At 71.2% G+C, this 19,966-nt stretch carries 15 protein-coding genes; 5 read left to right on the top strand and 10 right to left on the bottom strand.

All coding sequences use genetic code 11. The annotated features are described in order from the left end of the window. Positions 1-707: 707 nt before the first annotated feature. A complete protein-coding gene (locus VFN12_RS16960) occupies positions 708-1,499 on the bottom strand; it encodes a maleylpyruvate isomerase family mycothiol-dependent enzyme (RefSeq protein ID WP_325119960.1) in 792 nt (263 codons plus the stop codon). Positions 1,500-1,645: 146 nt separating this feature from the next. Between VFN12_RS16960 and VFN12_RS16955 the strand changes: the two genes are divergently transcribed. Further along, the gene (locus tag VFN12_RS16955; RefSeq protein WP_325119959.1) at positions 1,646-2,704 is read left to right on the top strand and encodes a sulfotransferase domain-containing protein; all 1,059 of its coding nucleotides are present in this window, start codon (positions 1,646-1,648) and stop codon (positions 2,702-2,704) included. A gap of 79 nt (positions 2,705-2,783) precedes the next feature. Here the strand turns inward: VFN12_RS16955 and VFN12_RS16950 are convergent, their stop codons facing one another. The 3 genes from VFN12_RS16950 to VFN12_RS16940 form a co-directional block, all read right to left on the bottom strand. Further along, a complete protein-coding gene (locus tag VFN12_RS16950; RefSeq protein ID WP_325119957.1) occupies positions 2,784-4,169 on the bottom strand; it encodes a DUF5719 family protein in 1,386 nt (461 codons plus the stop codon). Further along, entirely contained in the window at positions 4,166-7,015 is a 2,850-nt protein-coding gene (locus tag VFN12_RS16945) for a glycosyltransferase family 2 protein (RefSeq protein WP_325119956.1), read from the bottom strand. Before VFN12_RS16945 ends, VFN12_RS16950 begins: the two co-directional genes overlap by 4 nt. Before the next feature lie 128 nt (positions 7,016-7,143). Next, positions 7,144-7,398, bottom strand: coding sequence for a WhiB family transcriptional regulator (locus VFN12_RS16940; RefSeq protein ID WP_325119955.1), 255 nt, complete (start codon positions 7,396-7,398; stop codon positions 7,144-7,146). 221 nt (positions 7,399-7,619) lie between these two features. Between VFN12_RS16940 and cofD the strand changes: the two genes are divergently transcribed. The 3 genes from cofD to VFN12_RS16925 are packed head-to-tail and all read left to right on the top strand — an operon-like array spanning position 7,620 to position 10,420. After that, the gene (gene cofD / locus VFN12_RS16935) at positions 7,620-8,654 is read left to right on the top strand and encodes a 2-phospho-L-lactate transferase (RefSeq protein WP_325119954.1); all 1,035 of its coding nucleotides are present in this window, start codon (positions 7,620-7,622) and stop codon (positions 8,652-8,654) included. After that, on the top strand, positions 8,651-9,607 hold the full coding sequence (locus tag VFN12_RS16930) for a coenzyme F420-0:L-glutamate ligase (protein WP_325119953.1): 957 nt from the start codon (positions 8,651-8,653) through the stop codon (positions 9,605-9,607). Before cofD ends, VFN12_RS16930 begins: the two co-directional genes overlap by 4 nt. A gap of 57 nt (positions 9,608-9,664) precedes the next feature. Then, the gene (locus VFN12_RS16925) at positions 9,665-10,420 is read left to right on the top strand and encodes a DUF3105 domain-containing protein (protein ID WP_325119952.1); all 756 of its coding nucleotides are present in this window, start codon (positions 9,665-9,667) and stop codon (positions 10,418-10,420) included. Between the two features lie 6 nt (positions 10,421-10,426). Here the strand turns inward: VFN12_RS16925 and VFN12_RS16920 are convergent, their stop codons facing one another. Then, positions 10,427-11,506 carry a mannose-1-phosphate guanylyltransferase gene (locus VFN12_RS16920; protein WP_325119951.1) on the bottom strand — a complete coding sequence of 360 codons (1,080 nt, stop codon included), beginning with the start codon at positions 11,504-11,506 and terminating at the stop codon, positions 10,427-10,429. A gap of 39 nt (positions 11,507-11,545) precedes the next feature. Here VFN12_RS16920 and VFN12_RS16915 point away from each other — a divergent pair, with 39 nt between their 5' ends. Continuing rightward, complete coding sequence (locus tag VFN12_RS16915; protein WP_325119950.1) at positions 11,546-12,271, top strand: TIGR03089 family protein; 726 nt, start codon at positions 11,546-11,548, stop codon at positions 12,269-12,271. On the opposite strand, the gene VFN12_RS16910 is transcribed toward VFN12_RS16915, so the two are convergent. The 5 genes from VFN12_RS16910 to VFN12_RS16890 form a co-directional block, all read right to left on the bottom strand. After that, positions 12,268-15,108 (bottom strand): FG-GAP-like repeat-containing protein, encoded by a 2,841-nt coding sequence (locus tag VFN12_RS16910; protein ID WP_325119949.1) that lies wholly within the window; start codon positions 15,106-15,108, stop codon positions 12,268-12,270. The two genes, VFN12_RS16915 and VFN12_RS16910, sit on opposite strands and share 4 nt — an antisense overlap. Positions 15,109-15,260: 152 nt before the next feature. Next, positions 15,261-16,028: an ABC transporter ATP-binding protein gene (locus VFN12_RS16905; protein WP_325119948.1), complete on the bottom strand. Its 768-nt coding sequence runs from the start codon at positions 16,026-16,028 to the stop codon at positions 15,261-15,263. After that, positions 16,028-16,936: an ABC transporter permease gene (locus VFN12_RS16900; RefSeq protein ID WP_325119947.1), complete on the bottom strand. Its 909-nt coding sequence runs from the start codon at positions 16,934-16,936 to the stop codon at positions 16,028-16,030. Before VFN12_RS16900 ends, VFN12_RS16905 begins: the two co-directional genes overlap by 1 nt. Further along, positions 16,926-18,974, bottom strand: coding sequence for a glycosyltransferase (locus VFN12_RS16895; protein WP_325119946.1), 2,049 nt, complete (start codon positions 18,972-18,974; stop codon positions 16,926-16,928). Before VFN12_RS16895 ends, VFN12_RS16900 begins: the two co-directional genes overlap by 11 nt. Continuing rightward, positions 18,971-19,966 (bottom strand): UDP-galactopyranose/dTDP-fucopyranose mutase family protein (locus VFN12_RS16890; protein ID WP_325119945.1); only part of this gene is annotated, 996 nt, incomplete at its 5' end. The genes VFN12_RS16895 and VFN12_RS16890, both read right to left, overlap by 4 nt.

Below are 19,966 nucleotides of genomic sequence, written 5' to 3'. Positions count from 1 at the left end.
GCCACCAAGCCCCACACCCCGCCCGGCAACCACCGCGGGCGGGGGCATCGGCATGCCCGGGCCAGACCGCGCCGGCGGCTACCCAGCAGAGCCGCGTTACGGCGCACCAGGAGCGCACGAGTCAGCCGATGCGGTCACCGGGAGGAGGACCTGGCATGAGCGGACTGCCCGTCGTCAGCGGCACATCCCGGGATGGGCCGAGTGCATCTAGAGGCCAGTACCCGTCAGAGCAGTTTTCTTCGTGTCTTCGCCTCGATTGAGGGTGCGCAGCGCCCACCGCCACGCCGAGCCCAGCGGACACGAGCAGCGGGACGCCGTAGAACAACGACAGCGAGACTGCCTCGGACATCCGTACCGGACCTGGCGGGGAGCCTGGTGCCGTCACCGTGGTTGTGATCCCGAGGCCGACACCTACGACGAAGGCAGAGGCGACCCAGCGGAGAAGCACCCTGCTGGTCCGGGCACGCCCCGCGTCGAAGGCGGCCCACACTGCAGCCGCGAGCAGCGAGAGCCCCATCGCCCCCAGAAACGCCCCGAAATCACCGTCCGGGGCACCTCCCCGCAGCTCCACCAAGCCCAGGACGCCGGCCGCAGGAAGCACCACACCGATGGCCCGGAGCGCAACGTGCAGCGGTTCGGTCATGGGACCAGTGTGGGACCGCGGACGCCAGCCACATCAACCCGTGAGCCGTGTCGCCTGTCGTCCGTCATGCCGGTTCCAGCCGGCTGTGCTCCAGCCAGTGGGCGAGCAACCGCCTGTCTCCGGAGACCTCCAGCCGGGAGCCGTCCAGGGACGCACGTCGGCTCAGCACCAGCAGCAGGTCCATGGCCGGGCCGCGGACGACGACGTCGCTCTCGTTATGCCGGTGCTCCCACTCGACGCCGGAAGGGGTGCGCCTGGCCAGCCATTCGCCGTCCGCGCCCAAGCCCGGGTCGGTGGCGTGGAAATGCAGGGTCTGCCCGTGACCACGCAGCCCGGCCAGGGCAGGGAAGTCATCGATCCTCGGCAGCAACTCGAACATGTCCAGCAGGTCGCTCACACTGTCGGCGGCCAGGTCGGGGCTGACGTGCACGGCACGGCCCACCGCCAGCTCGGCATCGACGCGGTGAACGAGAGTGTCATGGGTGATCCGGCGCAGCCAGAACCCCGCCGTCTGGTCCTCGGCCCAGCTCCATACCTCGGCCTCCGGACCGGTGTCGCGGACCGCGTCGACCAAGCGGCGGGCGCCGCCCACCAGCCAGCGCGACCGCTCCTCGGCGTCCTGCGGCACCTGGAGGTCGTCGGCCTGGTCGTGGGGAACGGGCGCGGTGGCCCGCCGCTCTACGATCAGGGCAGCCCAGCGGTGCCCGAACCCGACGTGCGCGGTGAGCTGGGCCAGCCTCCACGCCGGGCAGGTCGGCACCGGCCACTCCGGATCGGCATCCCGTACCGCGGCGGCGAATCTGGCCGTCTCTGCCTGCAGCTCGGCGTCGTATCGTTCGTCCCGGAGGTGTGGCATCCCTCGCGACTCCAATCCGACCCGTTCGGTCAGCCCTCGAGCCTCGCCTCCATGCCCGGCACGCTCCGTGGCACTCACCGTGCCTGGAGCGTAGGGCGAAGTGCCTCCTCATCGCTGGGCTGACACGCGGACCTCACCATCACGGCATGGTCGAGCGCCTCGCTCCGGCTGTCGGCCTCGAGGAGGTGAGGCAGGAGTCCGGCATGATGGTGCGATGTGCTTCAAGCTCCCGTGGTCGCGCTGCCAGCGGTGGTCACGGTGACCGGTGTGAGGCTCGTGGAGGACCGTCGAGCGGATTCCGGGTGAGTGGGGCTCGCCGCTATCGGTCTCATGAGGAGGACAGCGACCGTTGGCAACGCTTCCCGTTCCGCGAGGGCGACGTCGTGGTGAGCACGCGCTCGAAGAGTGGGACGACCTGGATGCAACAGATCTGTCTCTCGCTGGTGCACGGATCGGCCGCCCTACCCGCCCCGTTGGGCGAGTTGTCGCCGTGGGTGGACTGGCTGACCGAGCCGGAGGGGGTGCTGTTCGCACGCCTGGACGCCCAACCGGGACGCCGGGTCCTCAAGACCCACACCCCGCTCGACGGCGTGGTGCTCGATCCCCGCGCGACCTACGTCGTGGTGGTCCGCGATCCGCTGGACATGGCGGTGTCGCTCTACCACCAGGGCAACAACCTCGACCGCGAGCGGTTGGCCGAACTGACCGGACGGACCGCCCCGACTCCCTCGCCCCGTCCGCCCCTTCCCGAGTGGCTCGTCCGGTGGACCCTGGCCGAGGCCGATCCCACCGAGTCCATGGACTCGCTGGCCGGGGTCGTCCATCACACCGCCGACGCTTGGTCGCGTTGCGACGACGAGCAGATCCTGGTGGTGCGGTACGAGGAGCTCGCCACCGACCTCGAGGACCGGATGCGCTGGCTGGCCAACCGCCTCGACATCGAGGTGGACCCGCACCTCTGGCCGTCACTCGTCGAGGGCGCGAGCTTCACCAGCATGCGAGCCGCCGCCGCCCAGCGGGTACCGGACCGACGCGGCGTGCTCAAGGACCCGGCCGCGTTCTTCAGGCGTGGCAACCCGGGCGCCGGACGCGAGATCCTCGGCGCCGACGAGGTGGCCGCCTACGAACGCAGGGTCCGCGAGCTGCTCGTCGCTGAGGAGGTCGACGACCCGGCAGGCGTGCTGCGGCTGCTCAACGTCGGCTGACGCGAACCAGGGGCCCACCTCGCCGCTCCGCGACAGCCGTCGTGCCGATACCTGCAGGTTCCCGTTCGCCACGGACGGGTCAGGGCACTCCGGGCCGTACGTCGGGGATCAGCGCGTCGAGGACGAGCTCGTGGAACGGCACGATCGAGGCGCCGTCGCCGGTGGTCATGAGCGCGGCGTGGACGGAGGTTCGTCGCGGCGTCATGGTGACGAGGGTGGCACCGGTGGGCAGGTCGACCTTGCCGCCGGTGCCGGGCTTCACCTCGAGCCGCTGCTCCTTCAGCTCCTTGCCGGCCTCGTTCCAGGACGAGACCGTGACGACTCCGACCCCCGCCGCGTCGGCCAGCAGCACCGATGCGTCGCCGGGCGGCACGATCAGGGACATCGGCGTGCCACCGCGCAGCACCGGGGCGGACTGCGAGAGGTCCCCGTCGACGAACGACCTGAGACCGGCCGTGACCGGCCCGGTCGAGGACACCTCGACACCGAGGGCGCCGTCCTGGATCGCCTGCCGCACCTGGGCGGTGATGGCGACCGTCTGCACCGTGCCGGGCGGCACCCGGAGAGCGTCGAGACCCTGGGGTGCGAACGCAGCGTCGCCGGTCAGGATCTTCACCGTGGCCCGCACCTCGTCCTCGCCCGGGTTGCCCACGGTGAGGGTGTGGGTGCCGGCTCCCGCGGGGAGCCCCAGCAGGACGTTCTTGTCGGCGGGCTCCGGCTGCGGGGGCAGCCAGTCCTGGGTGAGGGGACGGGCGCCGAGCTTGGGCAGCTCGTCGAGCACCGTCGGGGCCAGCCGCCCGCGCGACACCACCACTCGCAGCGCGAGCTCGCCGCGGCGCGGAACCGCCTTCGACAGGTCGAGCTGGACGCTGGAGTTGCCGGGGACGGTCACTCCCCGCAGGTCGCCGGCGGTCACCTCGCCCCCACCGGCCAGGACGGTCACGTCGGCGACCGCCGGGCCGGCATCGGGGTTGGTCAGCTCCAGCACGGAGTTGTGCCGGGTGCCGGCACCGACGCCCGTGAACCAGGTCTCCGGGCTGGGTTGCGGGCAGTCGACCGCAGCGAGGCGGCGATCGCCGAACCTCGCGCCGATCAGGCCCGGGGCGAGGTCACCCTCACCATCGGCGACGACGGCCCCGGCGCCCGGCATGGTGCTGACCCGGCCCGACTGCACGCGCACCGACGACTCCTGGTCGCCGGAGCTCACCTTGACCGCGCCACGGACACCGGGCTGACCCGTGGCGACGTACGCCGTCCCGGCGCCGTCAGGTGCCGCCGGGCAGGCCACGGAGGCGGACTTGAGCGTGGTCGGCTCGGGCGGACGAGCGCGGTCGACCGGCTCGTGTGGCTGGACGAGCAGGAGCATCCCCACCGTCAGCGCGGGAAGCAGCAGGCCGAGCAGGGCGGTCGAGGTCAGACCACCCCGGCGTGCGGTGGCGGAACGGCGTCCGGGCTGGGTCGTCATCGCCTCTCCCTCCCCGTCGTGGGGGCAGCCAGCACGGCGATCACCAGGATCGCGAGCACCTGCAGGACCAGGAGCCCCGGCCTCAGCCAGGAATCCGGCCCGTCGACCGCATCCGGGTCGACGGCACGCTCGACCTGCCAGGCCCTGGTGGAGCGGTTCTCCGCGCTCGCCTGGGTCAGCCCGGCCGTCGCGTCGAGTGCCGAGGCGACGCTGCCGTCAGCGGGGGCCGGGAGCACGACGTACTCCACGCCATGACCGGCGAGGTCGCCGGCCGCGCCTGGGGACGGTCCCGAGACGAGGGAGCGCACGTCGTCGGTGAGCGAGGTGTCCTCGGCGGCGAGCGCCGCGATCTCGTCCTCGCCGGTGGTGGTGCCGTCGTCGCGGAGCACGTAGTAGTCGAGCCCGTCGGACACCTCCCCGCGGATCACCAGGATCCCGTGCGCAGGGCCCCGCATCGCGTTCTGGACCATGTAGGCGGGGATGCCGGTGTCGGCCTGGTCACCCAGCTGGCTGTGGCCGCCGATCGCGAACCAGCCGAGCCCCAGCACCGGAACCAGTGACAGCAGCACGGCCCCCGTGGCCACGGCGGGTCGCCGCCAGCGAGCCGCCGGAGGGATGGCCCGCAGGAACCCCTGGAGCCCGATGACGGCGGCGACCAGGAAGAAGGCCTGGAGGAGCACCACCAGGAAGCCCATGCCCGGTCCGGTGGTGATGGTGGGGAAGTCGAACACGACCAGGCCGAGCGCCGCCGCGAGCACCGCGGTGCCGAGGGCGACCATCCAGCAGACCAGGACCGGGATCCGGGTCACGCGGGGGATCAGCGCCAGGGCGGCCAGTGCCGGCAGCACGAGGCCGAGCCACCACGGAGCCCCGCCCTCCCCGATGCGGCCGAGGAGGAGCTGCTCGAACCCGACCACGGGCATCGGGACGCGCCCGGCATCGAAGAACAGGCCGGCGCCGGCCCCGTGGAGCAGGGCAGGCAGCCACCAGGGCGCGAGCAGCACCGGCACCGAGGCCAGGGCCGCCGCGGGCGGGCCCCACACCGAGCGGTCGCGCATCCCCTGCGGGCTGATCAGGAAGCCGACACCGACGACGACGGCGGCCAGGACGACGCCGATCCAGAACACCATCGGGGCGAACGCCGTGCCCAGCGCGAAGAACAACGCGGACCGCCAGGCGGCGCGCCAGCGCCGATCGGCCTCCGGGTCGGCGAAACCGAGCGCCGCATGGGCGAGCCAGGGCAGCAGGGCCGCCGAGGCGACGACGCCCAGGCGCCCCTCGCCCCAGGCACCGCTGACGACAGGGAACAGTGAGTAGGTCAACGCGCCCCAGGCGACCAACCAGGTCGGGAAGCCGGAGGCGTCGACCAGGTGGCCGACCACGCGCAGCAGCCGCCAGGCGCCCCACAGCGAGAGGGGAACGGCCAGGACCAGCAACGCGCTCACGGCCGCGGCAGGGCTGCCGCCGAGGACGGAGGCCACCACCGCGAGCGGCAGGATGTACGCCGGCGCCGGGACCGGCGTGCCCTGGCCGATCGGCTGCCAGGGGTCGAGGTGGAGGCTCCACCAGTCCTGGAGGTCAGCAGGCGCGGGCGAGAGTGCTCCACCGGACACGGCGCCGAACGCGTCCCGTGCACCGAACAGTGCCAGGATCACGAAGAGCGTGACGAGGACCGCGACGGGGTTGGTCAGGAACCGGACGACGAACCCGGAGTCCACTGCGAGGTCGTCCTCGTCGTCGTCGGAGTCGGCCCGCCGGACCGGGGTGCCGCTCTCGGCCAGCTTGGCCGCGCGCCGTCGTTCGGCGACGTCGGAGGCCTGCATGGTGGCTGCTGCGGCGAGGTCGCCGACGAAGTCGAGCCCGTGCCGGTAGGGCAGCCAGCGCGGCGCCAGCAGATGGCGTACGTCGTGCGGCTCGGCCGGCCGGCGCCGGGCCCGGCTGCGGCGGGCCCGGAGCAGCTCGCGCGGACTGGAGTAGAGGGAGACCAGGGCCGCGAGCTCGTCGAGCGACTGCCCGACCTGGCGCACCAGCAGGTAGCCGATCATCCGGATCAGGGTGCCGAGGCCGAGGCGGATCACCTGGAACGGCAGCCACCTGGCGGGGGCGTTGACCAGCAGCGTGTAGAGCGCGGCCCGGCGCTCCTGGTAGTGCGTGTGCCGACCGGTGATGGGGGTGCGGCGGACCCCGCGATGCGCCGCTTCCGCGTGGAAGACGACCGCCTGCGGGACCACGATCGCCCGGTGGCCGGCAGCGGCGGCGCGCCAGCCGAAGTCGATGTCGTTGCCGAAGATGGGCAGCTGGGTGTCGAAGCCGCCGAGCTCCTCGAGCACCGACCGTCGTACGAGCATCCCGGCGGTGTTCACCGCGAGCACGGTGCGGACCTCGTCGTGCTGGCCCTGGTCGAACTCGCCGCGCTCCAGACCGGTCTCACGGCGACCGGTTCCGCTGATGGTGACGCCGAGCTCCAGCAGCCGCCGCAGCGACGGCCACTCGCGCAGCTTCGGCCCGAGGATGTCCGCATCCGGGTTCGCCTCAGCCGCCGCGAGCAGCGCCTCGAGCGCGCCCGGGTCCGGCCGGGAGTCGTCGTGGAGGAGCCACACCCACTCGCAGTCGCCGACGTGCTCGAGCCCGAGCGTCACCGCGTCGGGGAACGAGGTCGACCCGTGCGCCTCCACGACCTGGCCGAACGCCTGCCGGAGCAGCTCGGGACTCTCGTCGCGGCTGGTCGTGTCGACCGCCACCACGGCATCCACGGGCCTCCGCTGCTCACCCAGCCCTTCGATGACAGCCGGAAGCCAGCGGGCACCGTCGTGGCTGACGATGAGGGCGGCGACCGATGGATTCACGGTCGCCGACCCTAACGTCCGATCCGAGCGGACCGTGATTCGTCAGGCGGCAGGTGTGACGCAGCCGACTACAGGTCGGACGGCGCCCGCTTGCCCGACCACCGTCAGCGGTCCGCCGGCGCGGGTGGCTAGACCGCGCGCTTCTTCAGCTTGCGCCGCTCGCGCTCGGACAGCCCACCCCAGATCCCGAAGCGCTCGTCGTTCATCAAGGCGTACTCGAGGCACTCGTTGCGCACCTCGCACGTCAGGCAGACCTTCTTGGCCTCCCTGGTGGATCCCCCTTTTTCCGGAAAGAACGCCTCGGGGTCGGTCTGAGCGCACAGCGCGCGCTCCTGCCACCCCGCTTCGTCGGCTTCCACGTCGAGGAGAAGTAGTTCCCTCACGGCAATCGCCCTTTCGACCCTGCACCCGGGACCTGACGTCCCGCGCACCCCGTTTCGTGTTTCCCACCTTCCGCGACCGCCCGTACCGAAGAAGATCCGGGCCGGCCACGAACAACACTGTGGGAATTACATGCCTGTCGTACGCGAGAAGTCAAGCGCGAGTCTGCTATGGGGCACAACCACCCATCTGGGCCATATTTGATGTGCGGCAGGCTGTCCGCATGCGTGCGATCACTGTGCTGTCCGGCGGCATGGGCGGAGCCCGATTTCTGCAGGGACTGTGCCATGGCATCCGGACCGGGGCCCTACCGGGGGTCGCTCCCGACGCCACCGTCACGGTCATCGCCAACACCGCCGACGACCTGTGGATCCACGGCCTCAAGGTGTGTCCCGACCTCGACACCGTCATGTACACCCTCGGCGACGGGATCGACCTCGATCGGGGGTGGGGCCGCCGCGACGAGACCTGGAGCGTCTCCACCGAGCTCGCGGAGTACGGCGTCGAGCCCACCTGGTTCGGACTGGGCGACCGCGACGTGGCCACCCACCTGGTCCGGAGCCAGATGCTGGACGCCGGCTACTCGCTGTCCGAGGTGACCGGGGCGCTGTGCCGGCGCTGGCTCACCCCCACCCACGGCGAGCGCGTCCGGCTCCTGCCGATGACCGACGACCGGGTCGAGACCCACGTCGCGATCGCCGACGACGAGTCCCCCAGCGGCCGGCGCGTGGTCCACTTCCAGGAGTACTGGGTGCGGCTGCGCGCCGGGGTCCCCGCGGAGACCCTGGTGTTCGTCGGCCTGGACGACTCGGCGCCGGCCCCGGGCGTCATCGACGCGATCACCGACGCCGACCTGGTGATCCTGCCGCCGTCCAACCCGGTGGTCTCGGTCGGCACCATCCTCGGGGTGCCGCGGGTGCGGGAGGCGATGACCGCCACCCGCGCCCCGGTCGTCGGCCTCTCCCCCATCGTGGGTGGCACCCACGTCCGCGGCATGGCCGAGCAGATGCTGACGTCGATCGGGGTCGAGGTCAGCGCGGCCGGGGTCGGCCTCCACTACGGCGCGCGCACCGCGGACGGGATCCTCGACGGCTGGCTGGTCGACGAGGCCGACGCCGAGGAGGTCGCCCGGGTCGAGGCCGCCGGCATCGCGTGCCGCGCCGTACCCCTGATGATGACCGACCACGACGCCACGGCTGCGATGGCCGCCGCCGCGGTCGACCTCGTCGGCGGCGCCACCCCGCGGGACCAGGTGTGATCACCGTCCAGGCGCCCGACGGGGCGCCGGAGGTGGGCCCGGGCGACGACCTGGCAGCACTCGTGGCCGACCTGTTCGACCTAGCCGACGGAGACGTCGTGACGGTGACCAGCAAGGTGGTGAGCAAGGCCGAGGGCCGGGTCCGGCCCGGCACCCGGGACGACGCGCTGCCCGACGAGACCCGGCGCGTGGTGGCTCGCCGGGGTCCGACCACGATCGTCCGCACGTCGCACGGCCTCACCCTGGCCGCCGCCGGCATCGACGCCTCCAACGTGGCTCCGGGCACGGTGGTGCTGCTGCCCGAGGATCCGGACGCCTCGGCGCGGGCGATCCGGGAGTCGCTCCTCGCCCGGACCGGCCGCAACGTGGGCGTGCTGGTGACCGACACGGCGGGACGTGCGTGGCGCGAGGGGCAGGTCGACATCGCGATCGGCGCCGCCGGGCTGCGCGTGATCGTCGACCTCGCCGGCTCCGTCGACGCCCACGGCAACGAGCTGGCGGTGACCGCGCCCGCCGTCGCCGACGAGCTCGCCGGTGCGGCCGAGCTGGCCCAGGGCAAGCTCACCGCTCGCCCGTTCGCGCTCGTGCGCGGGCGCGACGACCTGGTCCTCCCGGCCGGCGAGCACGGCCCGGGCGCCGCGGCGCTGGTCCGGCCGGACGGCGCCGACCTGTTCGGCTACGGCGCCCGCGAGGCGGTGGTGCGGGCCCTGCGCGGCGGCGAGCAGGACCGTGCGGCGTTCGGAGCGCCGGCGGAGCCGGACGAGCTCGTCGAGGCGATCCGCGAGGTGCTCCCCGGTGCGACGGTCGAGGCCGCGGCCGGGTCGGTGGTGGTGGCCGGGGGCGACGTCAGGACGCTCTCGGGTCTCGCCTTCGCGTTCGGCTGGCGGCCGGTCGACGCGGTCGACGACGCACCCGGCGGAGACGGGCTCCGGTTCCGACCGGCAACTCCGTAGACTCTGCCCTCGACACACCCCCTCAGACATCCGACGACCACTCCCAGGAATCCACTCGTGGCCAAGACCGCCAAGACCGACCGCCAGGCGAAGATCGACCAGATCCGCAGCAAGCAGAAGGGCGCCGAGCGTCGCCGGGGCATGATGATCGTCGGTGTCTGCGTCGTGATCGCCGTCCTGATCGTCGGCGCGGCGGCGTACCGCCCGATCATGCAGTGGTGGGAGCTTCGCCAGTTCAACGACCTCGACCTCGCCGCGATCGGCGTGCCCGCCTCGGAGTGCCAGGACGTGATCGAGAAGGCGGCCGACGGCAACCAGGAGCACGTGCAGACCGGCACCCCCGTGCAGTACGAGGACGCGCCCCCGGCGTTCGGCGCCCACTGGAACGAGGCGGGCGTCGCCCCGGCCCCGATGGAGCGCAAGCTCTACTCCGCCGACGACCGGCCGGAGCTCGAGTCGCTCGTGCACAACCTCGAGCACGGCTACACGATCCTCTGGTACGACGAGACCATCGCCAACGACGACGAGGCCATGACCGAGCTCCGCGCGATCGCCGACAAGCTGGCCGGCACCTCGAACCTCCGTACGAAGTACATCGCGGCTCCCTGGACCTCGGAGGACGCGAACGGCAAGAAGTTCCCCGACGACCAGCACATCGCCCTGTCCCACTGGTCGGCGGGCGGATCCGGGACCACCGATGCGAGCAAGCAGCTCGGCGTGTGGCAGTACTGCCCGACGGTGTCGGGCGAGGCACTGAGCGACTTCATGATCAAGTACCCCTACACCGACTCCCCCGAGCCCGGCGCGGCCTGAGCGGGCTCAGGTCAGGTCGGACCGGCCCTCCTGCCGGAGCAGCTTCACCACCTGCTTGACGTCCTGCGCGCGGTTGCGGCTGGTCACCAGCAGGGCGTCGGGGGTGTCCACGACGACGATGTCGTCGAGGCCCACCACCGAGATCACCCGGTCGGTGCCGGCCACGACCAGCCCGGAGCTGTCGACCCCGCGGACGGAGCCGCCCTCCCCGAGGACGGTGAGGTGGCCGGGGTCGGACTCGAGCAGGTGGGAGAGCGAGTCGAAGTCGCCGATGTCCTCCCACCCGATCGCCGCGGGTACGACGGCGACGCGGCCGGCGTCCGAGGCCGGCTCCGCCACCGCGTGGTCCAGCGCGATCTGGGGCAGGGTGGGCCACAGGGTCTCGAGCCTCGAGGGGTCCGCGGCGATCCGGCGCAGGCGCTGGGCGAACTCGGGGTGCCACCGCGCGAGCAGGTCGAGCAGGACGCCTGGCCGCACCACGAACATGCCGGCGTTCCACCGGTAGCTGCCCGAGGCGAGGTACTGATCGGCGAGGTCGATCGCCGGCTTCTCGACGAACGCCGCCACGACGTGGGCACCCGGATGGTCCGCGAGCGGCTCGCCCGTCAGCATGTAGCCGAAGGCGGTGGATGCGTGGGTCGGCTCGATGCCGATGGTCACCAGCCAGTCGTCCCGGGCCACCTCCACGGCCAGCCGGACCGCGTCGGCGAACGCGTCCGGGTCGGTGACCACGTGGTCGGCCGCGAAGGACCCCATCACCGCCTCGGGGTCACGGCGCTCGAGGAGAGCGGCGCCCAGGCCGATCGCGGCCATGGAGTCGCGCGGCGAGGGCTCGGCCAGCACGGCGGCCGGCTCGAGACCGTCGAGCTGCGCCATCACCGCCTCGCGGTGGGCGGCGCCGGTGACCACCAGGAACCGGTCGTCGACGAGCGGCGCCATCCGGGCCACGGTGTCCTGAAGGAGCGACCGCCCGCCGCCGGTGAGGTCGTGGAGGAACTTCGGGGACGACGTGCGCGACAGCGGCCACAACCGCGTGCCCGCACCCCCTGCCGGGATCACCGCCCAGAGATTCTCGATCGCTGGCATGAGGGCCACCCTAGGGCGCCGGCTGCCTAGGGTGGGCGAGTGACCACCTTCTCCGCCGTGCTGGAGGGACTGCTGCGCGGTGACGCGGGCCGCCCGCTGGTGACCTTCTACGACCATGCCACCGGGGAGCGCACGGAGCTCTCGGTGACGACGTACGCGAACTGGGTCGCCAAGACCGCCGGCCTGCTGGCCGACGAGCTCGACCTCGAGCGTGGGCAGTCACTGCGGATCGACCTGCCCGCCCACTGGCTGGGCCCGGTCTTCCTCGGAGCGGCCTGGAGCGTCGGGCTGGCGGTGACCGACGGCGACGAGGCGGACGCCTACGTCTGCGGCCCCGCGACCCTCGACCGGTGGGGCCGGCGGGCTCAGGAGGACGCGCTGGTGCTGGCCAGTGCGCTCCAGCCGCTCGGCACCCGGTTCACCGAGGCCCTGCCGCCGGGCGTGCACGACTACGGGGCGGAGGTGTGGTCGCAACCGGACGCCTGGGTCCCGCTCGACCCGCCCGGTCCCGCCGACGTGGCCTTCGACGGCGCCACCCAGGAGGAGCTGTGGGCCGCGGCCGCCGCCGGCGATGTCCTCACCGACGGCGGCCGCGTCCTCACCGAGGAGAACCCGGCTTCCCCGTCCGGGCTCCCCTCCTTCACCGAGCCGCTCGTGCGCGGCGGCTCGCTGGTCCTCGTGGCCCACGCCGATCCGGACCGACTCGACGCGACGTACGCCGCTGAGCGCGCCACGTGCCGTTTCCCCCAGGGCTCCGCGGCCTAGCCGACGAGGTCATAGCCACCCAGACCGTCCCCGAGGAGCCGGGGTGGCCGGAACCCCGTCTGCGTGGCTTCCAGCAGGTAGAGGTCACCGGTCCCCCGCTTGCGCAGCAGCAGGTCTCCTCGCCCGCTGCCCCGCACGTCCGGGATCCCGACGACCCAGTTGTACGGCGTGAGGTCGGGACCCACCGTCGCCGAGCCGGTGAGGCCCCCCGGCCCGTTGCCGAAGTAGACGCGGAGACGCCGGTCCCTCAGGAAGAGGGTGTCCGGTGCGCCGTCTGAGTTCCACCGTCCGATGCCGACCTGCCGGCTGGCGGTGATCGGGCTGCGGGCTGCGTAGCTGTTCTTGAGCCCCGCGAGCCCGTTGCCGGGGTAGATCCGGAGGCTGCCGCCCCTGGGCTGTCCCATGAGGTCCGGAAGCCCGTCACCGGTCATGTCGCCCACGGCATCCAGCAGCCGGACCGCGCCGAAGCCGGAAGCGATCTTGATCGCGGCGGCGAAGCGACCCTGGCCGTCCCCACGGTGCAGGATCAGGGCACCGTCGGATGACCGACGGAACACGATGTCGTCGGAGCCGTCCCGGTCCCAGTCACCCACGTTGAGGACGGCGTTCGCCCCGGCGAGGTTCACCTGCGTCGGGATCGCGCGCCCCAGGTTGAACGTGCCGTGGTGGGCGATGGTCATCAGGTCGGCGCCCCTCCGGGCGACGAGGTCCGGAGCCGAGTTGCCGGTCACGTTGCCGACCCCGCTGATCTGCCCGCCCCGGGTCAGTCGCGCGAAGGGCCCGATCCTGGAGCCGAACGTCGCGTCCCCGTGCGAGGGAAGGACGTAGCCCTGCCCGCCCGCGGTCCGCACGACGAGGTCGGGCGTCCCGTCGCGGGTGAAGTCGCCGAAGCCGCTGATGGTGTCGTAGCCGTCCCACTGCCCGGCCAGCTGGACCCGGGCGCCGAGGTCACCCGTCCCGGTCCCGGGATGCAGCCACAGCACGCCGGCCCGGTCGCGGGCGAGCAGGTCGACGTGGCGGTCGCCGTTGAGGTCACCGGTCGCGGCGAGCTTGTCGTAACCACCCCAGCTCCCGCCCAGTGACTGCCGGGTGAAGCCGCCGGTTCCGTTCCCGAGATACGCGTTGAGGATGCCGGTGGCGGGGTAGCGCGCGACGAGGTCGTTGTCGCCGTCCTCGTCGAGATCGCCCACCGCGGTGATCAGGTCGCGCGCCGCGAACGCCCCGGTGGGCACGATCGGGCCTGCGAACCCGGTTCTCGAGCCCGGCCTGACCGCGGCGTTGCCGTTGGTGGAGCGGACGACGAGGTCGCCGAGACCGTCGCCGGTCAGGTCGGGCGAGCCCACGACGGCGTCGGCACCGTCCCAGACCCCGGCCTGGGTGGTCGGCGGATCCAGGCCGAGCAGGCCGCCGGTGGGGAGGATGAAGGCCTTCCCGTCGCTTGCTCGCCGCACGACGAGATCGGGATGGGCGGTTCGCGCAAGGTCGGACTGGAGCTCCCGTCCGGACCACCCGCGCTGCGCATTGGCCGCGTAGCGCCGGATGACCGGGAGCTTGGCGTAGAGGAAGCGGCCCGGGCAGGCGGTCTGGCCGGCGTCGCGGTGCCCGTTGATCGCCCTGAAGTTGCGCGTGCCGACCCACTGCTTGTCCGACGAGACGTTGACCCCGTGGAGGGAGAGCTTCCAGGCGAAGAGGCTCCCGTAGGCCTGCAGCATCGCGTCGCTCGGACCCACGGTCTCGTAGTTGCCGATCGCCGACATGGCGAAGGACCAGTCGTTGTAGCCGAGCGTGTGGGCGCCGACCACCGCGCGGTCGACACCACCGGCACGGCCTTCCCAGATCCGGCCGAACCGGTCGACGAGGAAGTTGTAGCCGACGTCGCTCCAGCCGAGCGACTGGGTGTGGTACGCGTAGATGCTGCGCAGGATCCCGGGCACCTCGGCCCGGCTGTAGCCGTTGGCGTTCACCGTGTGGTGGACGAATCCGGCGTGCACCTCGAAGTAGTGGAGCGAGCCCCGGTCCCGCATGCGCTCGTTGGCCCCCCACTGCTGGCGGGAGTAGATCACGGGCTTGGGGGTGAACGTCGTGGCCTGCAGGTCGAGGCCGTCCGCCGCACCGGCCTGCGCCCCGACCTCCGCGGCGGCGGGGCCGCCCTCGGAGATCCCGGCAGCATCGATGGCGGCCCGCTCTGTCGTGGTCGTCTCCGGGTGGCCAGGGGCGATCACCGACATCGTCATGTCGGCCGGCGGCGCTCCTCGGGTGCTCTCCGAGCGCACCTGGACCTCGTCGACCTTCCCGACCAGCAGCACGTCGGTGCCGGGCCGCGCGTGCCGCGCCTCCTCGCTCGAGGGATCGGGGCCGTGGTCCTCGTCGTAGGGGAGGGTCATCCACTGCGACCAGTCCGCATCGGTGCGGGTCCGCACCTCGAACTCCAGGGTCTCGTCGTCGGCCCGCTGGCCGGGCGCCCACGTCACGCCCACCGCGCCGTACCCCACGACCGGCTCCGGGCTGCTGGTCACCTCCGTGGCACCCGCCCGCAGGGCCGTGGCCCCGGCCCCGAGGGGGCGGCGTGCGGCCCTGGTGTCGGCAGCCGGGGTGAGCGGGTAGTCGCGCACCCTGGCCTCCACGGGCTCACCGGGAAGCACCGACGTGCGGGCAGCCTCCCGCGTGTACGCCGCGAAGGAGGCGCCTCCGGCCGGGTCGGGCGGCGCCGCTCCGGGAACCTCGCCGACCACGTCGATGCTGATGATGCCCGCGGCCGGAGTGAGCACGGCGAGCACGACGCCGAGCGCCAGCAGCTGCTGGCAGGCGGTGACAAAACGAGCCTGGCTCGAACGCATCTCGGCTACTCCAGGGCGGGGGAAGAATCACAGGAGAAGCAAGTTTCACATCAGTCACACGCCCCACGACAGCGGTTCTGAGTAACTACAATCCTGTAATTTCCACTCGACACGCCGGGAACCCCGAGATCGCGCCCAGCTCGGGGCCTGCGTCAGTCCTTCGGGCCGAAGCCCTCGTCGTCGTCGCCGTCCTCGCCCTCGTCGTAGTGGAGGTACCTGATTCCCTCGTCCACGGGGCCGTCGAAGCCCAGCTTTCCCTTCTCGAGGACGAGCACCCGGTCGCACAGCTGCTGGACCGCACCCGGAGAGTGGCTGACGAAGAAGATCGTCGTGCCGTTCTCCCGGATCTCCTTCATCTTCTGCTTGCACTTGCGCTTGAACGGCCGGTCCCCCACCGCCAACGCCTCGTCGGCGATGAAGACGTCCGCCTCGACGTTGATGGCGACGGCGAAGCCGAGCCGGGCCTTCATGCCCGAGCTGTAGTAGACGACCGGGGTGTCGATGAACTTGCCGAGGTCGGCGAAGTCGATGATCTCGTCCATCTTGCGGCGGGTCTCGGCCTCGCTCATGCCGAGGATCGCGGCATTGAGCCAGAGGTTGTCGCGGCCACTGACCTGGGGCTGGAACCCGGCGCCGGTCGCGATCAGGCCGGCCACCCGGCCGCGCGTCAGGACCCGGCCGCTGTCGGGCTGCATCACTCCGGTGATCAGCTTGAGCAGCGTGGACTTGCCCGACCCGTTGAGGCCCATCAGGCCGACCGACTCGCCCTGCTCGACCGTGCAGGAGACGTCGTCGACCGCGTTGAACCGGTCATGGGTCTTCATGCCACGCATCCGCGCCAGGGCGATCTGCTTCAGCGAGCGGTGGTACTGCATGGTGAAGGACTTGGTGGCGTTCTCCACCTGGATGTAGGTGGTCATCAGAGGCGCTCCGGCACCCGCCGCTCGAGCCTGCTGAACCAGACCTGCGCAAGACCCAGGGCCACGATCGAGAGCAGCAGCATGATCACACCGCGACTCCACAGGTCGGGCGGGAAGCCCTCGACCCTGGAGGTCGCGGGGTCGTTGGTGAGCGGCAGCCAGAAGCAGCGCTGCATCAGCAGCACCGCCTCCGCGATCGGGTTGAGCATGTAGACGTCCGCGACCCAGGGCACGCTGCTGAACCGTTCCTCGACCAGCGAGTACGGGTAGATCATCGGCACGCTGAACGTGGTGAACTGCGTCAGGGTCTGGGTGACCTTGCTGAAGTCGCGGAAGAAGACGTTGGCGACGCTGAACATCAAGGCCAGCGCCAGCCCGAGGACCGCGACCAGCAGGAGCGCCAGCACGGCCGCCAGCACGCCCACCGGATCGGGAGTCCACCCGAGCAGCACGCTCACGAAGATGGTGATCACGATCATCGGCGCGGTCTGCCAGAAGCACACCAGCATGTTGGCCACCGGGAACAGCTCCCTGGGCATGGGCAGCTTCACGATCAGCCCGCGGTTGCTCACCAGCGAGCGCGTCCCGCCGTTGAAGGTCTCGGTGAAGAAATGCACCAGCACCATCCCGCAGACCAGGTGGATGGCGAAGGGGTAGACGTCCGGCCCACCGCGCTGGATCAGGACCTGGAACACGAAGTAGTACATGCAGAACCGGACGGCCGGCTGCAGGTAGCTCCAGAACCACCCGAGGAACGTCCCCTGGTACCGCGCCTCGACCGTGCTGCGCACCAGCAGGCGCAGCAGGTAGCGTCGCCGGAAGACCTCGAGCAGCCCGTTGTTGTGGCTGGCCGGGACCAGCGGCGGCAGCGCGGCCTCGGGCTCCCCGACGCGGGAGCTACTGGCCATCGGCGGAGTCCAGCCAGGGGGCGAAGGTCTTCTCCCACTCCTCCGGCGAGGTGATCTGGTCGAGTGCCCCGCGGTACTGCTCTGCGAGGTCGTCCCACTCGGCCGCCAGCCGGCGGTGGATCGCCACCGTGCGCTTGAGCAGGTCGGCGAACTTCGCCCGGTCGCGACGGTAGAACGCCGCGGCGGTGCCGTCGGGCATGGTCACGACCGCCGAGTCGTAGCGCGCGACCTTGTGCCACCGTGCGTCCTGGGCCATGATCTCGGCCTCCGGGTGGACCTTCGCGAGCTCACGCGGCCTGCGCAGCTGACGCAGCGGCTGGAGCAGCGCCTGGACCGTCGCCTGCCGTCCCGAGAGCACCGGCGAGGCTTCCTTGCCCTTGCGGGGAAGCTTGTGCCGCTTGACCTCGGGGAGGGCGCTCGGGTCGGTGATCAGCGTCGCGTCGTCGAACCCCTTCACCAGCTCCTTGAGCTCCGGCAGCGTGGTCGGCAGCAGCTCGTGCAGACCGTGCGGGCCGGCGAGGACGTCCTCGAGCGCCTTGTGGCGCAGCTCGACGGTCGAGTACTGCATCGATACCAGGTGCTTGATCTGGTGGTTGAGGCTCTCGCGGATCAGCCGGCCGCCGTGGGGGTACTGCGAGTGCAGCAGGGCGGCGATGAACCGGTTGCGGACGTGGAAGTAGGACTGCCAGTCCAGCGCGTCGTTCTTGTCCGTCCACGGGACGTGCCACACCGCGGCACCCGGGAAGCTCACGGTGGGGTATCCCGCCGTCTTCGCCCGGAGGCCGTACTCCGAGTCGTCCCACTTGATGAACAGCGGCAGCGACAGCCCGATGTCGGCGATCACCTCGCGCGGGATCAGGCACATGAACCAGCCGTTGTAGTCCACGTCGACCCGGGCGTGCAGCCACCGCGTGGAGCGGATGTTGCGGGCACCGAGGTCCCACGCAGGGAACACGCCGGGAGCCGGACCCCACCAGAAGGAGTACGGCGCGACCCGCTCGCCGTAGCTGTGCAGCTGCGTCTTGTGGAAGAGGCTGAACATGTGGCCGCCCACGATCGTGGACTTGCGGCACAGGTCACCGAAGGTGATCGCGCGGACCACGCCCTCGGTCTCGCACTCGACGTCGTCGTCGAGCATCATCACGTAGCGCGAGCGGCCGGACTTGAGGCCTTCGTACTGGGCGCGGGCGAAGCCGCCCGACCCGCCGATGTTGCCCTGCTCGATGATCCTCAGCCGGTCGCCGAGGGACTTCTCGGCGTCGGGGAAGAACTCGGAGTCGACCACCTTCTCCTTGCCCTGCTCCATGACCACCACCTCGTCGAGGTAGTCGGCGAGGGCGGACGAGTCCCCCAGCTGGGTGAGCAGCTTCGCGCAGAAGTCCTGGCGGTTCATGGTGGTGATGCCGATGGTGACGGTGCCGGGCTGGGCGCGGTCCGCCGGGACCTCCGCGGTCCACTCGGCCGACTCGACCACGCAGTCCTCGTCGGCAGCGACGACGTCGTACCAGTACCAGCCACCGTCGACGAACGGCTTGAGGGTCAGGTCGAAGGAGTACTCCCCCTTCGACCCCTCGTTCGTGGCGCTGTCGACCCGCTGGGAACGGCCGTTCGCCATGGAGCGGTAGACGGTCACGGTGGCGCCGGTGCCGCGCAGCCGGACGGTCAGGCGGACCTCGTCGACGATGGTCCAGCGCCGCCAGTAGGAGGCGGGGAAGGCGTTGAAGTAGGTGCCGAAGGAGAGCTTGTCGCCCATCTCGAGCCGGTAGGCGGTGCGGGACTCGATCCGGTCCGGGTGCACCTGGCTGCCGGTGCCGACGGCCTGTCGCATGGCCACGGCGTTCATCTCGCGCGCCTGGCGGTTGTGGCCGATCTCGTACTTGTCGGCGTCGAGGACCGCGGGATCCGGGTCGACGTACAGCCGGATCACGTCGGTGTCGCGGCCCTTGGGCATGATCTGGCGCTGGAGCAGCCGACGCTGTGTACCCGGCCCGGTCGTGCTCTCCGGGTCGGCCTGGGTGCGGGTATGGGTGACGCTCATTCGTCGACTCCTCCACTCGTCAGCTCGGCGCCGTCGGCGAAGTGCGGGCGCAGCTTGTTGTCGAACATGGACAGGGCGGAGCCGATGGCCATGTGCATGTCGAGGTACTTGTAGGTGCCGAGCCGTCCGCCGAACAGCACCATCGGCTCCTTCTTCGCGAGCTCGCGGTACTTCAGCAGCTTCTCGCGGTCCTCGGCGGTGTTGATCGGGTAGTACGGCTCGTCGTCGTCCTCGGCGAAGCGGCTGTACTCGTGCACGATCACGGTCTTGCCGGGCAGGTGGGTCTTCACCCGCTCGGGGTGGAAGTGCTTGAACTCGATGATCCGGGTGAAGGGCACTTCCTGGTCGTTGTAGTTGACGACGCCGGTGCCCTGGAAGTCGTCGACGTCCTCGACCGACTCCTCGAGGTCGACCGTCCGCCACGACAGCCGGCCCTCGGAGTGGCCGAAGTACTCGTCGACCGGACCCGTGTAGACGATCGGGACCTTGCCCTTGTACTCGTCGGCGACGTCGAAGAAGTCCGTCTCGAGCCGGACCTCGATGTTGGGGTGGTCGGCCATCCGGGTCAGCCAGGCGGTGTAGCCGTCGACGGGGAGGCCCTCGTAGGTGTCGTTGAACCACCTGTTCTCGAAGGTGTAGCGGACCGGGAGCCGCGTGATGATGTCAGCGCTGAGCTTGGTCGGGTCGGTCTGCCACTGCTTGGCGGTGTAGCCCTTGATGAACGCCTCGTACAGCGGCCGCCCGATCAGGGAGATCGCCTTCTCCTCGAGGTTCGTCGCGTCCTCGGTGCGGATCTCGCTGGACTGCTCGGCGATGAGCGCCCGCGCCTCGTCAGGAGTGTGGGACTTGCCGAAGAACTGGTTGATCAGCCCGAGGTTCATCGGCAGCGAGTAGACCTGCCCCTGGTACTTGCCGAAGACCCGGTGCTTGTAGTCGGTGAACGACGTGAAGCGGTTGACGTACTCCCACACCTTCTCGTTGGAGGTGTGGAA

The organism is Nocardioides sp. (assembly GCF_035703625.1).
Lineage (GTDB): Bacteria > Actinomycetota > Actinomycetes > Propionibacteriales > Nocardioidaceae > Nocardioides.
This window is presented reverse-complemented; position numbering and strand designations above follow the sequence as displayed.

Coding starts and splice junctions, on each gene's coding strand:
- VFN12_RS16960 (WP_325119960.1), bottom strand. CDS start 1,499: ATGCCACACCTCCGGGACGAACGATACGACGCCGAGCTGCAGGCAGAG.
- VFN12_RS16955 (WP_325119959.1), top strand. CDS start 1,646: ATGGTCGAGCGCCTCGCTCCGGCTGTCGGCCTCGAGGAGGTGAGGCAG.
- VFN12_RS16950 (WP_325119957.1), bottom strand. CDS start 4,169: ATGACGACCCAGCCCGGACGCCGTTCCGCCACCGCACGCCGGGGTGGT.
- cofD (WP_325119954.1), top strand. CDS start 7,620: ATGCGTGCGATCACTGTGCTGTCCGGCGGCATGGGCGGAGCCCGATTT.
- VFN12_RS16920 (WP_325119951.1), bottom strand. CDS start 11,506: ATGCCAGCGATCGAGAATCTCTGGGCGGTGATCCCGGCAGGGGGTGCG.
- VFN12_RS16910 (WP_325119949.1), bottom strand. CDS start 15,108: ATGCGTTCGAGCCAGGCTCGTTTTGTCACCGCCTGCCAGCAGCTGCTG.
- VFN12_RS16905 (WP_325119948.1), bottom strand. CDS start 16,028: ATGACCACCTACATCCAGGTGGAGAACGCCACCAAGTCCTTCACCATG.
- VFN12_RS16900 (WP_325119947.1), bottom strand. CDS start 16,936: ATGGCCAGTAGCTCCCGCGTCGGGGAGCCCGAGGCCGCGCTGCCGCCG.
- VFN12_RS16895 (WP_325119946.1), bottom strand. CDS start 18,974: ATGAGCGTCACCCATACCCGCACCCAGGCCGACCCGGAGAGCACGACC.